The organism is Nocardioides psychrotolerans, assembly GCF_943371775.1.
Classification (GTDB): Bacteria; Actinomycetota; Actinomycetes; order Propionibacteriales; family Nocardioidaceae; genus Nocardioides; species Nocardioides psychrotolerans_A.
Map to the genome: position 1 here is coordinate 15,795 of NZ_CALRWD010000053.1, position 15,490 is coordinate 31,284.

A 15,490-nucleotide genomic window follows, 5' to 3' on the forward strand; every position below is an offset into this window, starting at 1 on the left:
ATCTGGTCCGGCCCGGGCTGGTCCGGCTCACCAGCGATCGTGCACCGCCGGGCGGATCCGCGCGTCGTAGAGGTCCTGCACCCCGGCGAGGAAGTCCTCGCCGAGCGTCGCCACGGCACCGGCGGCGGCGTTGGCCCGCGCCTGCTCGGTGTTGCGGGCGCCGGGGATGACGGTCGTGACGCCGGGCTGCTGCCAGACCCAGGCGATCGCAGCCTGGGCGGGCGTGACGCCCTCGGGTGCCTCGGCGGCCACGAGACGACTGAAGTCCTGCGCCGCCTGGACCCCGGTCTCGAAGTCGACCCCCGAGAAGGTCTCGCCGACGTCGAAGGCGCTGCCGTCGCGGTTGTAGGTGCGGTGGTCGTCGGGGGCGAACGTCGTCTCGCGGTCGTAGCGGCCCGAGAGCAGGCCCGAGGCGAGCGGGACGCGGGCGATGATGCCGACGCCGGCGGCCTGCGCGGCCGGCAGCACCTCGTCGAGGGGCTTGAGGCGGAAGGCGTTGAGGATGATCTGGACCGACGCGACGTGGGGCCGGGCGATGGCGCTGAGCGCCTGCGCTGCGGTCTCGACGCTGACGCCGTAGGCCGCGATCGAGCCGTCCTCGACCAGGGCGTCGAGGGCGTCGTAGGTGCGGTCGTCGTCGATCGTGGCCGACGGCGGGCAGTGCAGCTGCACGAGGTCGACCGTGTCGACGCCGAGGTTGGTGCGCGAGCGGTCGATCCACCGGCGGAAGTTGGCGGCCACGTAGTTCTCCGGCAGCTGCTCGGCGCGGCGTCCCATCTTGGTCGCGACGGTGAGGCCGGCGTCGGGATGGGCGGCCAGGAAGCGGCCGACGACCTTCTCGCTGCGGCCGTCGCCGTAGACGTCGGCAGTGTCGTAGAACGTCACGCCCGCCTCGGCCGAGGCCTCCAGCACGTCGCGGGCGTCGCTCTCCGAGACCTCGCCCCAGTCGGCGCCGAGCTGCCAGGTCCCGAGTCCCACGACCGAGACCGGGGATGTCACCAGTGTCCGTTGCTCCATGGGACCGACCCTAGGAGACGGGTCCTACTCAACCACCGCCATGGTCACGCCGAGGCCGACCATCATGGTGCCGCCGGCCGCGCCGAGGGTGTCGAGGCGCTCGGGGCGTCGGGCGAACCAGTCGCGTGCCCTGCTCGCGGCCAGCGCCCACACGCTGTCGGAGGCCACCGCGAGGAGGCAGAAGACCACGCCCAGGAGGACGACCTGGACGCCGGTGCTGCCGGCCGACTCGTCGACGAAGTGCGGCAGGAACGCCACGAAGAACACCAGGGTCTTGGGGTTGGTCACCCCGACGACGGCGCCGATCCGCAGCGAGCGGCTCGCCCTCGTCCGGACCGCGTGGGGGGAGATCGCCCCGCTCTCGAGCCCGACGAGCGCCGCTCGCGCGTCGCCGCGGTGCCGGATCGACTGCACGCCCAGCCACACGACGTACGCCGCACCGGCGAGCTTGAGGACCGTGTAGGCCGTCGCGCTGGCGGCCACGACCGCGCCGAGGCCGAGGGCGATCAGGACGATCTGGGCCAGGATGCCGAGCGCGTTGCCGACCACCGAGAGGAGCGCGTCGCGGCGCCCGACGGTCAGCGCGCGGCCGATCGTGAAGAGCAGGCTCGGGCCCGGGACCTGGATGAAGAGGATGCTCGCGACGAGGAAGGCAAGCCAGGCGCTCCCGGTCGGCGAAGGGAGGCCCATCTCAGACGACCCCATCTCAGACGACCGAGGTGGCGGTGCTGCGCGGGACGACCAGGATCTTGGCGTGCTTCTCCGGGTCGCCGAGGGCGGTGAAGGCGGCGTCGACGCCGTCGAGGCCGACGGTGCCGGTCATCAGGGGGGTCGGGTCGACGGTGCCCTCGCCGAGCAGCTGCAGCGCGTCGTGGAACTCACGGGGCGTGTAGCCCAGCACGAAGCGCAGGTCGACCTCCTTGTTGATGGCGATCGCCGGGCGCAGCTGGTCGGCGCCCATGCAGACCCCCACCACGACGACGCGGGAGTAGATCGGCGCGTCGGTGATGATCTGGTTGATGATGCCGGGCACCCCGACGCACTCGAAGACGACGGGACCCGACGGGTTGGCACCGGCCGCCTCGGCGGCGTGCATGACCTTCGACCAGGGCAGCAGCGGCACCGCACGCAGCTTCTCCATGGTGCCGACGGCCAGCTCGAAGAGGCCGGCGGCGGTGATGAAGCGGTCCTCGAAGGAGGTGTACGGCGACTCGACGGCCGGGTCCACGACGACATCGGCGCCCACGGCCGTGGCCAGCGCGCGTCGGCCGGCGGAGAAGTCGCTGGCGACCACGGTGCGCACCCCGGTGGCCTTGAGCATGGCGATGACGGCGAGGCCGATCGGGCCGCAGCCGATGACGAAGGCGACCTGACGCCGGCCCACCTGCCCCCGTCGTACGGCGTGGAGGGCGACGGCCATCGGCTCCGTCAGCGCGGCGGCGTGGGGGTCGAGGCCGTTGGGGACGGCGAAGGTCAGGGCGTCCTGGACGACGACCTGCTCGGCGTAGGCGCCGGGAGCCAGCGTCGAGAGGCCGGTCGTGTGGACGCCGCCGGCGTTGCGCAGCAGGGGCATGGCGACGACCGGGGTGCCGGGCGTGAAGCGCTGGCGGGTCCGCGGGCCGTGGTCGACGACCTCGCCGCAGAACTCGTGGCCCATGACGACGGACTCGTCGGAGCGCATGAACGCGTCGTAGCCGGACTCGGCCGCGTCCTGCGCCATCTCGTCGCAGTGGTGCCGCGCGTGGAGGTCGGAGCCACAGATGCCGCAGGCCAGGATGTCCAGCAGCACCTGCCCGCGAGCAGGCACCGGGTCGGGCACGTCGGCGACGTCGAGGACGCCGTCCTGGCAGGTCACAGCCTTCACCTGCGTGAGGCTACCGGTGCGATGATGTCGAGGTGACCGATCCCGATCCGTCCCGCAGCGCGGATCTCGCCGGCCTCGTCGGCCGGTTCAGCGGCGCGGTCACCGGCCGGGTCGTCGGCGCGATCGACCCCGACATCGTGCTGGACCAGATCGACGTCAACGCCCTGCTCGACCGGGTGGACGTCGACCGGCTCCTCGAGCGCGTCGACGTGGACCGGCTGCTCGACCGGGTCGACATCGACCGGCTCCTCGAGCGCGCCGACGTCGACGCCCTGGTGCGCCGCTCCGGGGTCCCCGACATCGTCGCCGAGAGCACCGGGCGCTTCGCCGGCACCGCGCTCGACACCGCCCGTCGCCAGCTGGTGGTCGTCGACGTCCTCGTCGCCCGGGTCGTGGACTCGCTCCTGCGTCGGCGGCGCTCGGCCTGGGGCCAGTCGCCCTCCTCGCTCGGCACCGCCGAGCCCGTGGTGAGCCGCGACGGTCGGTTGGACGTGACCGGTCGCTACGCCGGGCCCGTGACCCGCCTGGCCGCGGCCGCCGCCGACGTCTGGCTGCTCGCCACCTCCGGCACGCTGGCACTGGCCGGGCTGGACTTCCTCTCCCGCACGCTCTTCGACGCTGCGATCACCGTCGACCTGTCGACCCAGCCGTGGTGGCTGGCGCTGGCCGCGCTCGGCGGTTTCGCCTACGTGTTCCTCAGCCTCGAGGTGGCCGGTCGGACGCCCGGGATGACGCTCGTCGGCCTCCGCGTCGTACGACGTGACGGCGCGCCGCTGGGTGCCTGGGGGTCGCTGGTGCGCACGATGATGCTGCCGGTGAGTGCGATCCTCCTGGGCCTGGGCTACCTGCTCGCCGTCGTGCATCCTGACCGCCGTGCGCTGCACGACCTCGTCGCCGGCTCGTCGGTCGTCCACGACTGGACGCCCCGACGCGTCGAGCTGCCGCCCGCGGTGTCGGCCTCGATGGTCGACGGGTCGGGACCTCGGTCCCTGGTGGAGCCACCTCCCCGCTGAGAGCCTGGAGGGGTGCCCGAGGACTGGCCCGTCGCCGCACTCTTCGTCTTCCTCACCGTCGTCGCCTTCGGGCGCGCGGGTGTGACCTATGCCCTCGCCCGGGGCGCGCGCAGCGTGGGCGGTCGGCACACCTCGTTCCTGGAGCGGCCCGCCGTGGTCCGCGCGGAGCGGGCGATCGCGCGCTACGGCCCTCCGGCGGTCACGCTCTGCTTCCTCACCGTGGGCGTGCAGACGGCCGTCAACGCCGCGGCCGGGAGCGTCCGGATGCCGCTGCGCCGCTACCTGCCCGCGCTCGCGCTCGGCGCCCTGGTCTGGGCAGCCGTCTACGTCAGCGTCGGGTTGGCGGTGCTCGACGCGTTCTGGAGCGGAACTCCGTGGCGCGCCGCCCTCACCGCGCTCGCGGTCGCCGCCCTGGTCGCCCTGGGGCTCCGGACCCGGAGGGGGCTCGACGTCTCCTCCAGGGACGCGGCCTGACCTCGCTCCATCGCGCCCAGGCGCTCACAGACCTGTGGGCCGGCCTCCGGCTCAGAGCGACCCCGCATGAGAGCGTTGTCGGCGTGACGAAGGGTGGGCCACGACGGCTGGCGACGGCAGGCGCGGGACTCGTGCTGATCGTGACGTCGTGGTGGTGGGTCAGCGACGCCGACGTACGCCGGGTGGACGGCGCCTGCGACACCTGGCTGCACCACCGCGACGCACTGCGCGGCGTCGTCTCGGAGACCGATGAGGCGGTCGGTCGGGCGCGCGCGGCCGATGCGGCCCGGGCCGGTGGCTACTTCAACGACCTCGACCGGACGCGGGCGGCGATCACCGCCTGGCACGAGCGCAGTCCCGAGGTGGTCTCCTCCCTCGACGACAGCGACGAGGCCAGTGGGCTCGAGCGCGGCGCGGTGTCGACGCTGGGCTTCATCGACGAGGGGCTTGTCGAGCTGGAGCGGCTGATCGAGACAGCCCGGCTCTCAGACGTCGCCGTCTGGTTGCCCGAGGTCGCCGGCCGCTTCCAGATCCTCGACGACATCTGCCTGACCGCCGCCCGGAGCTGACGGTGCTGTGCCGACGGCCGCCGCGATAGCCGGGAGCACCAGGTCGTAGGCCCTGCCCGTGAGGTGCAGCCCGTCGTCGACGAAGGCAGCCGGCCCGAGCGGCGTCAGCAGCCGGTCGGCGTGGACCACGCGGGCACCCGCCGACCTGAAGACCTCGATCGCCGCGGCGCGGTAGGTGTCGATCACCTGGTTGGTGCGATCGCCCGGTCCGGTGAGCCGGCGCTCGTCGACGCCGGGCGGCGTCACGTAGACCCAGCCGTCGACGTCGATCGAGCGCACCCACTCGCTGAGGAGGGTGCTGAAGTCCGCCAGGGGCACCTGCTTCCACGGCGCCGCGTCGTTGGTGCCGACCGAGACCACGACAGTGTCGTCGCTGCGGAGTCCGGCGGTGACAGCCTGCGCCCCGAGCGCCCGCACCGAGGCGCCACCGACCGCGGCGTTGAGGACGTCGTCTCCGATCACGTCGAGCCGGCGGCGGACACGGGCCAGGTGGCTGTCCCCGAGCAGCACGGTGCGCATGCCCCCACCCTAGGAAGGCTCAGGCGGTGAGCTGGACGTCGACCTGGCGCAGGGGTCGGTAGATCTCGACGGTCATGGTCGTGGTGCGACACGTGCACGCCGGGCTCGCTCGGACCGGCAGGGGTGGGGCGTGGGAGTCGTGGATGTGCCCGGTGGGGGTGGTGATCTCCACGTGATGTCGCGCCGGCCACGCCGAACGGGTGCGGTGGCGCCAGCCGGGTGACTCCTTGGCGTAGTTGCAGGCCTCGCAGAGTCCCTGACCGCCGTCGAGGGTCGTGGCGCCGCCACGGGCTCGCGGAGTGACGTGGTCGCCGTGACGCACCGGGGCGTCGCACCACGGCGTGCGGCAGGTCTCGCCATCGCGCGCGAAGAGCAGTCGGCGCAGCCGTGAGGTGAACACGACGCCCTTCGAGTCCATCGCGACCAGGGTGCCGTCGTCGGGGTGGGCGAAGAGGCGCCGGATCAGCACGTGGGCGTCCTCGTCGGCGAGGAGCTCGGTGGCGACGCCGTGCGGGATCGGCCCGTGGCCGACCAGGTGGGGCGGGGAGGTGTCGTCGGCGCCGAGCAAAGCGGCCGCGTCCATGACGAGCTGGACCTCGACGTTGCGCGCCGTGGACGTGACGGGACGGACCAGCCGCTGCACGAGCTCGTCAGCGAGGACCTGGTCGCGGCCGCGATCGTCACCGATCGCGCGGCGCAGGTCGGCGTGCTCGCGCAGGGAGTCCCAGACGAGCACGGCGTCCTCGGCCGGGACCTCGGCGCTGATCCGGGCCATCGCATCAGGAAGGGCGCGCATGGTGACCCGTCGGCGGGAGCGGGCGCGACGGGACCGCTGCTCGGCCCCGGAGCCGTCGAGCTCGCAGGCCAGGCGGCGTGCGGCGACGGTGAGCTCGCGCTCGCCGAGCGACGGCGTCGAGCCGGCGAGGCCCGCGTCGAGGGCCTGCCGATCCTCGCGGGGGAGATCGGCGGACTCACGGGCGATGATCATCGCGCGGCGCTCGTCGATGTCACCTCGCTCCAGCGCGGCCAGGGTCTCGGGGAGGTCGTGGACCAGGGCCAGCGCGAGCGCGAGGTGCTCGCGGCCGTGGTGGGGCGACTCTCGGCGGGCGAGCGCGACCTCGTGGGCCACCCCGCGTCCGCGGCGCGCCGTCGGGACCCTCCGCTCAGCGTCGCGGGCGACCCGGCGGGCGTGGAGCTCGGCCGTCAGACGGGCCTTCGCTGCTGCCGCCGCACTCGTCCGACGCTCCAGAGCCTCGAGCTGGTCCACCAGACCGCGGTCGTCGGTGGTGAGGTCGGGCTCGACCGGCAGCCCTGTGAGATCGGTGGGTGCCGCCGCGCAACCCACCGATCCAGTCAGTGCCGAGATGCCGAACATACGTTTGATTATATGTCACCTCGCTCTCAGGGTCAACGCCTTCAGCTCAACCTGTTGTTGCAACGAACCTCGCGTCGAGGGGTCTTGCTGGAAACTGCCACTCGCCGCTCCTCCACCGTCAAACCATGCTCCAACGAGGACCGCATGGCCTCTCACCCACCACAGGTGCAACCACCGCTTGAAAGCGCCGTCTCGGCCCTCCTGCTCGTCGCCAGTGCGGGGTGGGCCTGGCACTGGCACACGCATCCGAGCGTCTTCCCTGACGCCGGCACCGGCGCGCTCGGCGTCGGGGGCGGCGACATCCTCGCCGACGTCTGTGCGGGCCGGACACCGCTGGAGGACGGCACCGTCCTGGACACAGGATCGGCGCTCTCCCAGCAGCTGGTCCTGCTCGTCACCGCGTCACGACCGGGCGTCGTCCGCACCGACGGCGTCGACCTGACCTACTCCCACGGCCTTCAGCGCGGCACCCAGACCATCGGCACCGACCTGCGCATCAAGACCGGCCCGTAGCCGCCGCCGGGACCAGCTCACCCGCGTGCACCTCGGTGACGCATCCGGTGGCCGTGATGTGATGACCAGCATGAGCACGGACCACCCCCTGGGCATCGACTTCGGCGGCTCCGGCATCAAGGGGGCACCGGTCGACCTCGAGACCGGTGACTTCGCGGCCGACAGGGAGCGCATCCCGACCCCGCAGCCCTCCACCCCCGAGGCCGTCGCCGAGGTCTTCGCCGAGCTCCTGGGACGCTTCCCCGACCACACCGGCCCGGTGGGCGTGACCGTGCCGGGCGTCGTACGACGAGGGGTCGTCGGCAGCGCTGCCAACATCGACGACGCCTGGATCGGCGCGGACGCCGACCAGCTCTTCTCCTCCGCCACGGGCCGCGACGTGCACGTGCTCAACGACGCCGATGCCGCGGGGATCGCCGAGGTGCGCTTCGGGGCGGCCCGCAACCAGCGCGGCCTCGTCATCCTGACCACCCTCGGCACGGGCATCGGCTCCGCGCTGGTGCACGACGGCGTGCTGGTGCCCAACTCCGAGCTCGGCCACCTCGAGATCGACAGCCACGTGGCCGAGCACCGGGCGGCCAACAGCGCCCGGGAGAGCGAGGACCTGAGCATGCAGGAGTGGGCCGAGCGGCTGACCACCTACTACCGCGTGCTCGAGCGGCTCTTCTCCCCCGACCTGATCGTCGTCGGCGGCGGGGTCAGCAAGCACGCCGCGACGTTCCTGCCGATGATCGAGATCGAGACGCCGATCATCCCGGCCCTGCTGCGCAACAAGGCCGGCATCATCGGGGCGGCGCTCTACGCCCGCGAGGGTCGCTTCTAGCTGCTCCCCCTCCGACGCGGTGCATGATGGCGCCATGGCCGAATCCCGCGCAGGCACCGTTGCCCAGCCCCAGGACCTCGTCGACGTCGCCCACCTGGTGACGGCGTACTACACCCAGACCCCCGACCCGGAGGACGTCGACCAGCAGGTCGCCTTCGGCACCAGCGGGCACCGCGGCACCAGCCTGAAGACGTCGTTCAACGAGCACCACATCCTGGCCACGACCCAGGCGATCTGCGACTACCGCAAGGAGCAGGGCTACGACGGCCCGCTCTTCATCGGTCGCGACACCCACGCGCTCTCCGAGCCGGCCTGGGCCACGGCGCTGGAGGTCCTCGCCGCCAACGACGTGACGGTCCTCGTCGACGCCGACGACCGCTACACCCCCACGCCCGCGGTCTCCCACGCCATCCTGCGCGCCAACCTCGGCAAGTCGCTGTCCCACTCGGGGCGAGGCTCGGGCGCCGGGCTGGCCGACGGCATCGTGGTCACCCCCTCGCACAACCCGCCGAGCGACGGCGGCTTCAAGTACAACCCGCCCCACGGCGGCCCTGCCGACTCCGACGCCACCTCGGTGATCGCCGCGCGCGCCAACGCGCTGATCGCCGCCGGCCTCGACGGCGTACGACGGGTCCCCTTCGCCCGCGCCCGGGCCGCGGCGTCCTCCTACGACTTCCTCGGCACCTACGTCGACGACCTCCCGCAGGTCCTCGACCTCGACGCGATCCGCGAGGCCGGCGTGCGGATCGGCGCCGACCCGCTGGGCGGGGCCAGCGTGGACTACTGGGCCGCGATCGCCGAGCGCCACCGGCTCGACCTCACCGTGGTCAACCCGCTGGTCGACCCGACCTGGCGCTTCATGACGCTCGACTGGGACGAGAAGATCCGGATGGACTGCTCCTCGCCCCACGCCATGGCCTCGCTGATCGCCCGCAAGGACGCCTTCGACATCGCGACCGGCAACGACGCCGACTCCGACCGCCACGGCATCGTCACCCCCGACGGCGGCCTGATGAACCCCAACCACTTCCTCGCCGTCGCGATCGGCTACCTCTTCGGCGGCGCCCGCCCCGGCTGGCCCGACCGCGCCCGCATCGGCAAGACGCTGGTCTCCTCCTCGATGATCGACCGTGTCGCCGCGTCGCTCGGCAAGCCGATGGTGGAGGTGCCGGTCGGCTTCAAGTGGTTCGTGCCCGGCCTGATCGACGGGTCCTTCGGCTTCGGCGGCGAGGAGTCGGCCGGCGCGTCGTTCCTGCGGACCGACGGCAGCACCTGGACGACCGACAAGGACGGGATCATCCTGGCCCTGCTCGCCTCGGAGATCACCGGCCGCACCGGCCGCACCCCGAGCCAGCACTACGCCGACCTGGTCGCCGAGCACGGGGACCCGGCCTACGCCCGCATCGACGCCCCCGCCGACCGCGCCCAGAAGGCCAAGCTCGCCGCCCTCTCCCCCGACGACGTCAGCGCCACCACGCTGGCCGGCGAGGAGATCAGCGCCAAGCTCACCGAGGCGCCCGGCAACGGCGCCAAGATCGGTGGTCTCAAGGTCACCACCGCCTCGGCCTGGTTCGCCGCCCGGCCCTCGGGGACCGAGGACGTCTACAAGATCTACGCCGAGTCGTTCCAAGGCCCAGAGCACCTCGCCCGGGTGCAGGACGAGGCCCGCGAGGTCGTCTCGGCCGCTCTCGGATGAGGCGCGGCACCATCGTCGCCCTCGGGGGCGGCGGTTTCTCGATGGAGCCCGACAACCCCCTGCTCGACGACCACGTGCTCTCGTTGGCCACCCGCCGCCGGGGCGCGGACGGGCTGCCCCGGGTCTGCTTCGTCCCGACGGCGAGCGGTGACGCGGAGAGCTACGTCGACCGCTTCCTCGCCGCCTTCGACGGCCGCGCCGAGACCGGCTCCCTGCAGCTCTTCCGCCTCGCGGACCTCGACCACGTCGACCTGCGCTCCTTCGTCCTGGACCAGGACGTGATCTACGTCGGCGGCGGCAGCACTGCCAACCTGCTGGCCCTGTGGCGCCTGCACGGCCTCGACGCGATCCTCGTCGAGGCGGTGGAGGCCGGCGTCGTCCTCGCCGGCATCAGCGCCGGCATGAACTGCTGGTTCGAGGCGTCCGTCACCGACTCCTTCGGGCCCCTCGCCCCGCTCCACGACGGCCTCGGCCTCCTCACCGGCTCCGCCTGCCCGCACTTCGACGGCGAGGCCGAGCGGCGCCCGACGTACGTCGACCTCGTCGCCACCGGCTCCCTGCCCGCCGGCGTCGCGGCCGACGACGGTTGCGCGCTGGTCTTCCGCGACGGCGAGCTCCACGAGGCCGTCTCGTCCCGCCCGGGCGCCGGCGCCTGGCGCGTCCACCTCGCAGGCGAGGGACTCGACGTGGCGGAGAGCCCGATCGACGTGCGCTACCTGGGGTGACCCGGCCGGCGCCGGACGCGATGGTCCATACTTCTGACACGTCAGGCTCGTCAGAGGCTGGCTCCGCGGACGTGGTGTAGTTGCAGCACGCTTCCCTTCCAGGGAAGGGGTCGAGGTTCAAATCCTCGCGTCCGCTCCATCAGCAGCGCATACTCCCCAGGTGCTTCGTCATCTGTGGTGGCTCCTCGGCCTCGCGCTCGTGCTCGGCGGCGTCGCCGTGGTGCTGTCCTCCCAGACGTCCTCGAGCGACTTCGGCTGGTTCGCCTACACGCCGCCGAGCGAGGGCGCCGACTGGCAGATGGGGTGGGGCGACACGCTGAGCGGCACGTCGGCGATGGTCGTGTCGCGATGGCAGCTGATGGGCGGTGCCGCGGCGGCGGCGGGTCTGGTCGTGCTCGCCGGGGGCCTCGGCTTCCGGCTCGGACGACGCCGCAACGCGCCTCGCGGGTCCTGAGACGAGCGGCCCAGCCACACTGATCCGGTGATCCTTCTCGTCCCCAGCCCGCTGCTGGGCCCCGCGGCGGTCGGTCGGGCGATCGTGGACCTCGCGGAGCAGCTCGAGCACCAGACTCCGTAGTCGGACGTACTCAATCGAGTTCAACCACCCGTCGCCACGCCTGACGAGGCGATGGTCGGGAGCAATGAGTACGTTCGGCTACGCCTGTCGGGTTCGACCGACGACGGTGCGACGTCAGCCCGTCGGCAGCGTGACCGTGAACGTCGTGCCGACGCCGGGCTGTGAGCGCACCTCGACCCGGCCGGCGTGACGCTCGACGATCGTGGCGACGATGGCGAGGCCCAGGCCGGTGCCGGGCTCGCGGAGCGCCTCGGGGTTGGTGGTGCGGAAGAACGGGTGGAAGAGCCCGATCTGGTCCTCCTCGGAGATGCCGAGGCCGTCGTCGGCGACCTGGAGGACCGCGTCGGTGCCACGGCGGCAGGCGGAGACGGTGACCGTGCCACCGGCGGCGGTGTACTTCACGGCGTTGCTCACCAGGTTGCCCACGAGGCGGTCGAGCTCGCCGGCGTCGCCGGGCACGAGGAGGCCGCCGGGCTCGAGCTCGAGGCGCAGGGTGAGGTCCTTGGCCACGGCGGTGGAGGCGACGAGCTCGACGATGTCGCCGACGACCTGGCACAGGTCGACGTCGGCGAGGTCCAACGGGTGCAGCGGGTGGCTGACACGGGCCAGCAGGAGGAGGTCGTCGACGACCTTCTGCATGCGTGTCGTGCCCCGGGTCATCGCGTCGCGGCAGCGCGCGCCCGCCCCGTCGAGGTCGAGGTCGGCCATGAGCTCGAGGTTGCCGGCGATGACGGCGAGCGGCGTGCGCAGCTCGTGGGAGAGCGTGGAGATGAGCTGGCTGCGGTAGTCGTCGAGCGCCTGGAGCTCCCGCACCACCGCACGCTCCCGCTCCAGGGCCCGCGCGGTCAGCAGCGCGGCGCCCAGGTCGTGGCCGATCGGCAGCGCCGACTCCACCTCGTCGGAGGACCACGGCGGGTCCGTGGCACGACGGGTCAGCACCAGGAGGCCCAGGCACTCCGCGCCCACGCCCAGGGGGATCCCGAGCGCGCGGGACAGCCCGAGGTCGGCCAGCTGCTGCAGCGCGACGTCGTGCAGCCGGTCGTCGATGACCGGCTCGTCCACGCTGAGCTCCAGGACGTGCTGCTGGGCCCACAGCCGCGGGGCCAGCCGGTGGGCGAGCTCCACCATGCGACCGGTCAGCTCGATCGTCGTGCCGTCGTGGCTGCGGGCCCGGCCACGGTCGTGGCCCTCCGGGTCGAGCACCTGGATCCAGGACCCGCTCGCCCCGAAGCCCTCGACCAGCGGCCCGTGGGTGTGGTCGAGCACCGCCTCGAGCGAGGCCTGGGCAGGCATCGAGGCCGACCTGATCAGCTGCCGGGCCGACTCGGCGTGGGCGACGCGGCGGACGAGCTCCTCGCGCTCGAAGGCGGTGAGCACGGCACGCTCGGCCTGCGCGGCATAGCGCTCGAGCAGGCGCCGCCGAGGCTCGTCAGGGCGGAGACCCGAGACCGGCCGGTCGACCGAGAGCACGCCCACCAGGCGCCCCTCGTCGTCGGTCAGCAGCGCCATCAGCACGTCGTGCGGTCGCCAGGCGTCGGGGCCGTGGGGGTCGACGGCGTCGAAGGCGACCCAGTGGCCCTCGAGGTCGTGCTCGTAGTCCTCCGCCGCGAGCCACCGCAGCCGACCGTGGGCGTCCGCCTGGGCGAGCACCGGGTCGAGCACGCTGACAGGGTCGGGCTGCTCGAGGTAGGCGCGGAACTCCTCGGGCCCGGTGTAGGCGACCGTCGCGAGCTGGTCGTCCACCACCACCGAGAGCGCCGCCACCTCGAAGCCGATCAGCTCCGCGACCGACTCCACCATCAGCTGCAGCACGGCGCGCGCGGACGAGTCCGACCAGCCCTCATGCCCTGCGACCGCCATGACCCCTGCCCCCTCGGCTCCCAGGGGGATTGTGCGCCATGCGGCGGGCTCAGCGTCGGAGGATCTCCCGGAACGACGCGCTCGACCAACCGTCCGCCGACCCGGCGGGCAGCGGCGGGAGGTTGCGACCGCCGTGGACCACGTCGCCGGAGGCGTCGGAGTAGCTCAGCCAGGTCTGCGTGCGCACCCGACCGCGACCGGGCACGGAGTAGTCGCAGACGCCGTCGGGGAAGACCGCCCGGAGCTGCGCCCACTGGGCGTCGGAGAGCGGCAGCAGGAGGAAGTCGAAGGTGCTGCGCCGCAACGGCTCGAGCCGGCACGCGAGGCGGTCGTTGAAGACGTCGTCGCCGGCCATCTCGCGCGGCGTGCTGAGCCTCAGCTGCAGCGACTCGGGGAGCGCGCAGTCGACCTCGTCGTCCTCGCCGGCCACGTCGCCCACCCCGGGCACGTTGGAGCAGCGGTCGGTGAGGTCGGCCGGCTTGTCCTGGACGATCTTGCGCGCCAGGGGGACCGTACGGCGGTCCCGCTCCACCGCCCGCAGCCACCGGTCCATCTCGGTCAGGGCCTCGTTGGCCCAGCCGGGGTCGCCGATCAGCGGCGTGACGCCGAACCACATGACCCGGTTGTCGGTGTGGCCCTGGTCGCGCATCAGGCGCTCCTCGGTCCAGAACGCGTGGGCGTAGTCGTGCGCGATGCCCGGGTCGGGCCCGCCGAAGTTGATGATCGCGACGTCGTCGAGGTTCTCGGCCTCGTTGACCAGGCCGGTGCGGTAGGCGCGTCGGATCGAGGCCTCGTCGCCCTGGGTGCGACCGGCGATCGGCTGGGAGTCGACGTCGAGCCCGCCCAGCTTCTCGTTGAGGTCGACGAACTGGGCGGTCGTGATGCGGCCCGCCTTGAGCGTCTCGAGGCCGTAGAGGATGCCCTTGTTGGCGAAGGGCACCCCGGCGAAGCCACGGCCGGCGGCCTTCTCCTGGGCCGTCCAGACCGAGCGCGGCCGCAGGCCGATCGCGTTCTGCATGATGTCGAGGACCGAGCAGCGCACCCCGCCGGGGTTGGTCTCGGAGTCGTAGCGGGTGCGGCGGTCGCCCGCGACCGGGTCCTGGGTGCCCGGGCAGGCGGTCTCCGGGTTGAGCGCGGCCTTGAAGAGACCCTCGTCGGCGACCACGGAGTTGAGGATCGAGATGTGACCCTCGACGTCGGCCATCTGGGTCGGCGACCACACCACGCCCGGCGCCCAGCGGCTCGGGTCCTCGAAGTAGCGCCGCATCAGGTGGTAGTCGGCGAACTGGGCGCCGGCCGACAGCGTGTCGGGGTAGGAGCAGGTCGTGATCAGCCCCTGGTAGATCCCGGGGTAGGCGTTGGCCACCGTGTGCTGGGCGATCGAGCCGCCCGAGCAGCCGGTGCCGATCGTGTAGCGGATCAGCCCGTAGCGCTCGACGAACCGCTCCTTGGCCATCATCAGCGACTCGGCCTGCATCGCGACGTTGCAGTTGTGCCCGGTGTTGTCGAGCGCGGTCGAGATCACCGAGAAGCCCAGCCCGAGCGCGGTGACATAGCTCTGCGTGATGCCCGGGGTGTCGGCCGGGATGGTGCCGGAGTAGTCCTCCAGGGGCGGCTCGCCGGGCGCGTAGGCCGCGCCGCAGTTGCCACCGTGGGTCATCAGCACCTTGTGGTTGAACTGCGGCTGGGGCGCCCACGGAGCCCACGGCTTCCCGAGCTGGACCAGGGTGAGGATCGTGTAGCGGTCACGGTCCTGGAAGCCGTCCTCCCGGCGTACGACGAACGGCACGGTGACGCCGGTGTCGGTCGTCGTGGTCGCCACGTCGCTCGGCGGGTCCTGGCGGTCGTAGGGCTGGAGGCCGCCCTTGGTGGGGTCGGAGGACTGGTAGAGCAGGGAGTACGACGCCGGCTCGTTGCACTGCGCGTCCCGCGCGGTGGCCTGGCACTCGTAGGGGCCCAGCTGCGGCCCGGAGAAGATCGGGCCGCCGGCGGGGTGGTTGGTGATCGTCACGCTCGTGGAGAAGCCGCCGGCGCGCGCGGTCAGCACGTTGCGACCGACCTTCAGGCCCGTCACGATGCCTTCGAAGCGGCCGTTGGGCCGCAGGGCGAAGCGCTTCGTGACGTCGCGCTGGCCCAGGCTGACCCGGATCGTCCGCAGCCGCACGCCCTTCGCCGGCGCCACCGCCACCCGGGCGTCCCCCTCGGAGACCAGGTCGGCGCGGTTGGACAGCACCTTGATCACGAGGGCGGGGCGCTGGCGCTGCTCGGCGGTGGGCGCGGCTGCGAGCGGCGCCGCGGGTGCGGGCGGCACGGGAGCCAGGGCGACGAGCGGGAGGAGCAGGGTCGCTCCGAGGGCGACCAGACGACGTGACATGCGAAGACCTCCTGAGGGTTCTCAGGAGGCCTAACGCGTGACTGCCGTCACAGACACGGCCGAGTCGGCGCGATGTTGCAGCTGCTGCAAC

Annotated in this window: 15 protein-coding genes and 1 tRNA gene; 9 read left to right on the forward strand and 7 right to left on the reverse strand. The window is 72.7% G+C overall.

The window, feature by feature from the left end; genetic code table 11:
* Nucleotides 1–27: 27 nt before the first annotated feature.
* Genes AAG827_RS14895 through AAG827_RS14905 form a run of 3 tightly spaced genes read right to left on the reverse strand, consistent with a single transcriptional unit; the run spans nucleotide 28 to nucleotide 2,881 of the window.
* Nucleotides 28–1,017 (reverse strand): aldo/keto reductase, encoded by a 990-nt coding sequence (locus tag AAG827_RS14895; protein WP_341926882.1) that lies wholly within the window; start codon nucleotides 1,015–1,017, stop codon nucleotides 28–30.
* Nucleotides 1,018–1,041: 24 nt separating this feature from the next.
* On the reverse strand, nucleotides 1,042–1,707 hold the full coding sequence (locus AAG827_RS14900; RefSeq protein ID WP_341926883.1) for a LysE family translocator: 666 nt from the start codon (nucleotides 1,705–1,707) through the stop codon (nucleotides 1,042–1,044).
* Nucleotides 1,708–1,723: 16 nt separating this feature from the next.
* Entirely contained in the window at nucleotides 1,724–2,881 is a 1,158-nt protein-coding gene (locus AAG827_RS14905; protein WP_341926885.1) for a zinc-binding dehydrogenase, read from the reverse strand.
* 32 nt (nucleotides 2,882–2,913) lie between these two features.
* Here AAG827_RS14905 and AAG827_RS14910 point away from each other — a divergent pair, with 32 nt between their 5' ends.
* From AAG827_RS14910 to AAG827_RS14920, 3 genes are all read left to right on the forward strand, one after another.
* Nucleotides 2,914–3,894, forward strand: coding sequence for an RDD family protein (locus tag AAG827_RS14910; protein WP_341926887.1), 981 nt, complete (start codon nucleotides 2,914–2,916; stop codon nucleotides 3,892–3,894).
* Nucleotides 3,895–3,906: 12 nt separating this feature from the next.
* Nucleotides 3,907–4,368: a VTT domain-containing protein gene (locus AAG827_RS14915; RefSeq protein ID WP_341926889.1), complete on the forward strand. Its 462-nt coding sequence runs from the start codon at nucleotides 3,907–3,909 to the stop codon at nucleotides 4,366–4,368.
* 83 nt (nucleotides 4,369–4,451) lie between these two features.
* Entirely contained in the window at nucleotides 4,452–4,937 is a 486-nt protein-coding gene (locus tag AAG827_RS14920) for a hypothetical protein (RefSeq protein ID WP_341926890.1), read from the forward strand.
* Here the strand turns inward: AAG827_RS14920 and AAG827_RS14925 are convergent.
* Entirely contained in the window at nucleotides 4,854–5,456 is a 603-nt protein-coding gene (locus AAG827_RS14925) for a GDSL-type esterase/lipase family protein (protein ID WP_341926892.1), read from the reverse strand. The genes AAG827_RS14920 and AAG827_RS14925 overlap by 84 nt on opposite strands.
* 19 nt (nucleotides 5,457–5,475) lie before the next feature.
* A complete protein-coding gene (locus AAG827_RS14930) occupies nucleotides 5,476–6,831 on the reverse strand; it encodes a DUF222 domain-containing protein (RefSeq protein WP_341926893.1) in 1,356 nt (451 codons plus the stop codon).
* Nucleotides 6,832–6,975: 144 nt separating this feature from the next.
* Between AAG827_RS14930 and AAG827_RS14935 the strand changes: the two genes are divergently transcribed.
* From AAG827_RS14935 to AAG827_RS14960, 6 genes are all read left to right on the forward strand, one after another.
* The gene (locus AAG827_RS14935) at nucleotides 6,976–7,344 is read left to right on the forward strand and encodes a hypothetical protein (protein WP_341926894.1); all 369 of its coding nucleotides are present in this window, start codon (nucleotides 6,976–6,978) and stop codon (nucleotides 7,342–7,344) included.
* A gap of 70 nt (nucleotides 7,345–7,414) precedes the next feature.
* A complete protein-coding gene (locus tag AAG827_RS14940; RefSeq protein WP_341926895.1) occupies nucleotides 7,415–8,167 on the forward strand; it encodes an ROK family protein in 753 nt (250 codons plus the stop codon).
* Between the two features lie 34 nt (nucleotides 8,168–8,201).
* Nucleotides 8,202–9,863 carry a phosphoglucomutase (alpha-D-glucose-1,6-bisphosphate-dependent) gene (gene pgm / locus AAG827_RS14945; protein ID WP_341926898.1) on the forward strand — a complete coding sequence of 554 codons (1,662 nt, stop codon included), beginning with the start codon at nucleotides 8,202–8,204 and terminating at the stop codon, nucleotides 9,861–9,863.
* Nucleotides 9,860–10,588, forward strand: a complete 729-nt coding sequence (locus AAG827_RS14950) for a peptidase E (protein ID WP_341926899.1) — start codon at nucleotides 9,860–9,862, stop codon at nucleotides 10,586–10,588. The genes pgm and AAG827_RS14950 overlap by 4 nt, the downstream gene beginning before the upstream one ends.
* 65 nt (nucleotides 10,589–10,653) lie before the next feature.
* Nucleotides 10,654–10,727: transfer RNA gene (locus AAG827_RS14955), tRNA-Gly, on the forward strand.
* A 21-nt stretch (nucleotides 10,728–10,748) separates the two neighbouring features.
* Complete coding sequence (locus AAG827_RS14960) at nucleotides 10,749–11,042, forward strand: hypothetical protein (RefSeq protein WP_341926900.1); 294 nt, start codon at nucleotides 10,749–10,751, stop codon at nucleotides 11,040–11,042.
* A 237-nt stretch (nucleotides 11,043–11,279) separates the two neighbouring features.
* On the opposite strand, the gene AAG827_RS14965 is transcribed toward AAG827_RS14960, so the two are convergent.
* Together AAG827_RS14965 and AAG827_RS14970 are read right to left on the reverse strand one after the other, a co-directional pair.
* Nucleotides 11,280–13,025 (reverse strand): GAF domain-containing sensor histidine kinase, encoded by a 1,746-nt coding sequence (locus AAG827_RS14965; protein WP_341926901.1) that lies wholly within the window; start codon nucleotides 13,023–13,025, stop codon nucleotides 11,280–11,282.
* A 49-nt stretch (nucleotides 13,026–13,074) separates the two neighbouring features.
* A complete protein-coding gene (locus tag AAG827_RS14970) occupies nucleotides 13,075–15,399 on the reverse strand; it encodes a DUF6351 family protein (RefSeq protein ID WP_341926902.1) in 2,325 nt (774 codons plus the stop codon).
* Nucleotides 15,400–15,490 lie beyond the last annotated feature (91 nt).

Excerpts from the sequence above, each read along its gene's own strand:
- AAG827_RS14970 (WP_341926902.1), bottom strand. The coding sequence starts at position 15,399 with ATGTCACGTCGTCTGGTCGCCCTCGGAGCGACCCTGCTCCTCCCGCTC.
- AAG827_RS14930 (WP_341926893.1), bottom strand. The coding sequence starts at position 6,831 with ATGTTCGGCATCTCGGCACTGACTGGATCGGTGGGTTGCGCGGCGGCA.
- AAG827_RS14925 (WP_341926892.1), bottom strand. The coding sequence starts at position 5,456 with ATGCGCACCGTGCTGCTCGGGGACAGCCACCTGGCCCGTGTCCGCCGC.
- AAG827_RS14965 (WP_341926901.1), bottom strand. The coding sequence starts at position 13,025 with ATGGCGGTCGCAGGGCATGAGGGCTGGTCGGACTCGTCCGCGCGCGCC.
- AAG827_RS14935 (WP_341926894.1), top strand. The coding sequence starts at position 6,976 with ATGGCCTCTCACCCACCACAGGTGCAACCACCGCTTGAAAGCGCCGTC.
- pgm (WP_341926898.1), top strand. The coding sequence starts at position 8,202 with ATGGCCGAATCCCGCGCAGGCACCGTTGCCCAGCCCCAGGACCTCGTC.
- AAG827_RS14895 (WP_341926882.1), bottom strand. The coding sequence starts at position 1,017 with ATGGAGCAACGGACACTGGTGACATCCCCGGTCTCGGTCGTGGGACTC.
- AAG827_RS14950 (WP_341926899.1), top strand. The coding sequence starts at position 9,860 with ATGAGGCGCGGCACCATCGTCGCCCTCGGGGGCGGCGGTTTCTCGATG.
- AAG827_RS14940 (WP_341926895.1), top strand. The coding sequence starts at position 7,415 with ATGAGCACGGACCACCCCCTGGGCATCGACTTCGGCGGCTCCGGCATC.
- AAG827_RS14900 (WP_341926883.1), bottom strand. The coding sequence starts at position 1,707 with ATGGGCCTCCCTTCGCCGACCGGGAGCGCCTGGCTTGCCTTCCTCGTC.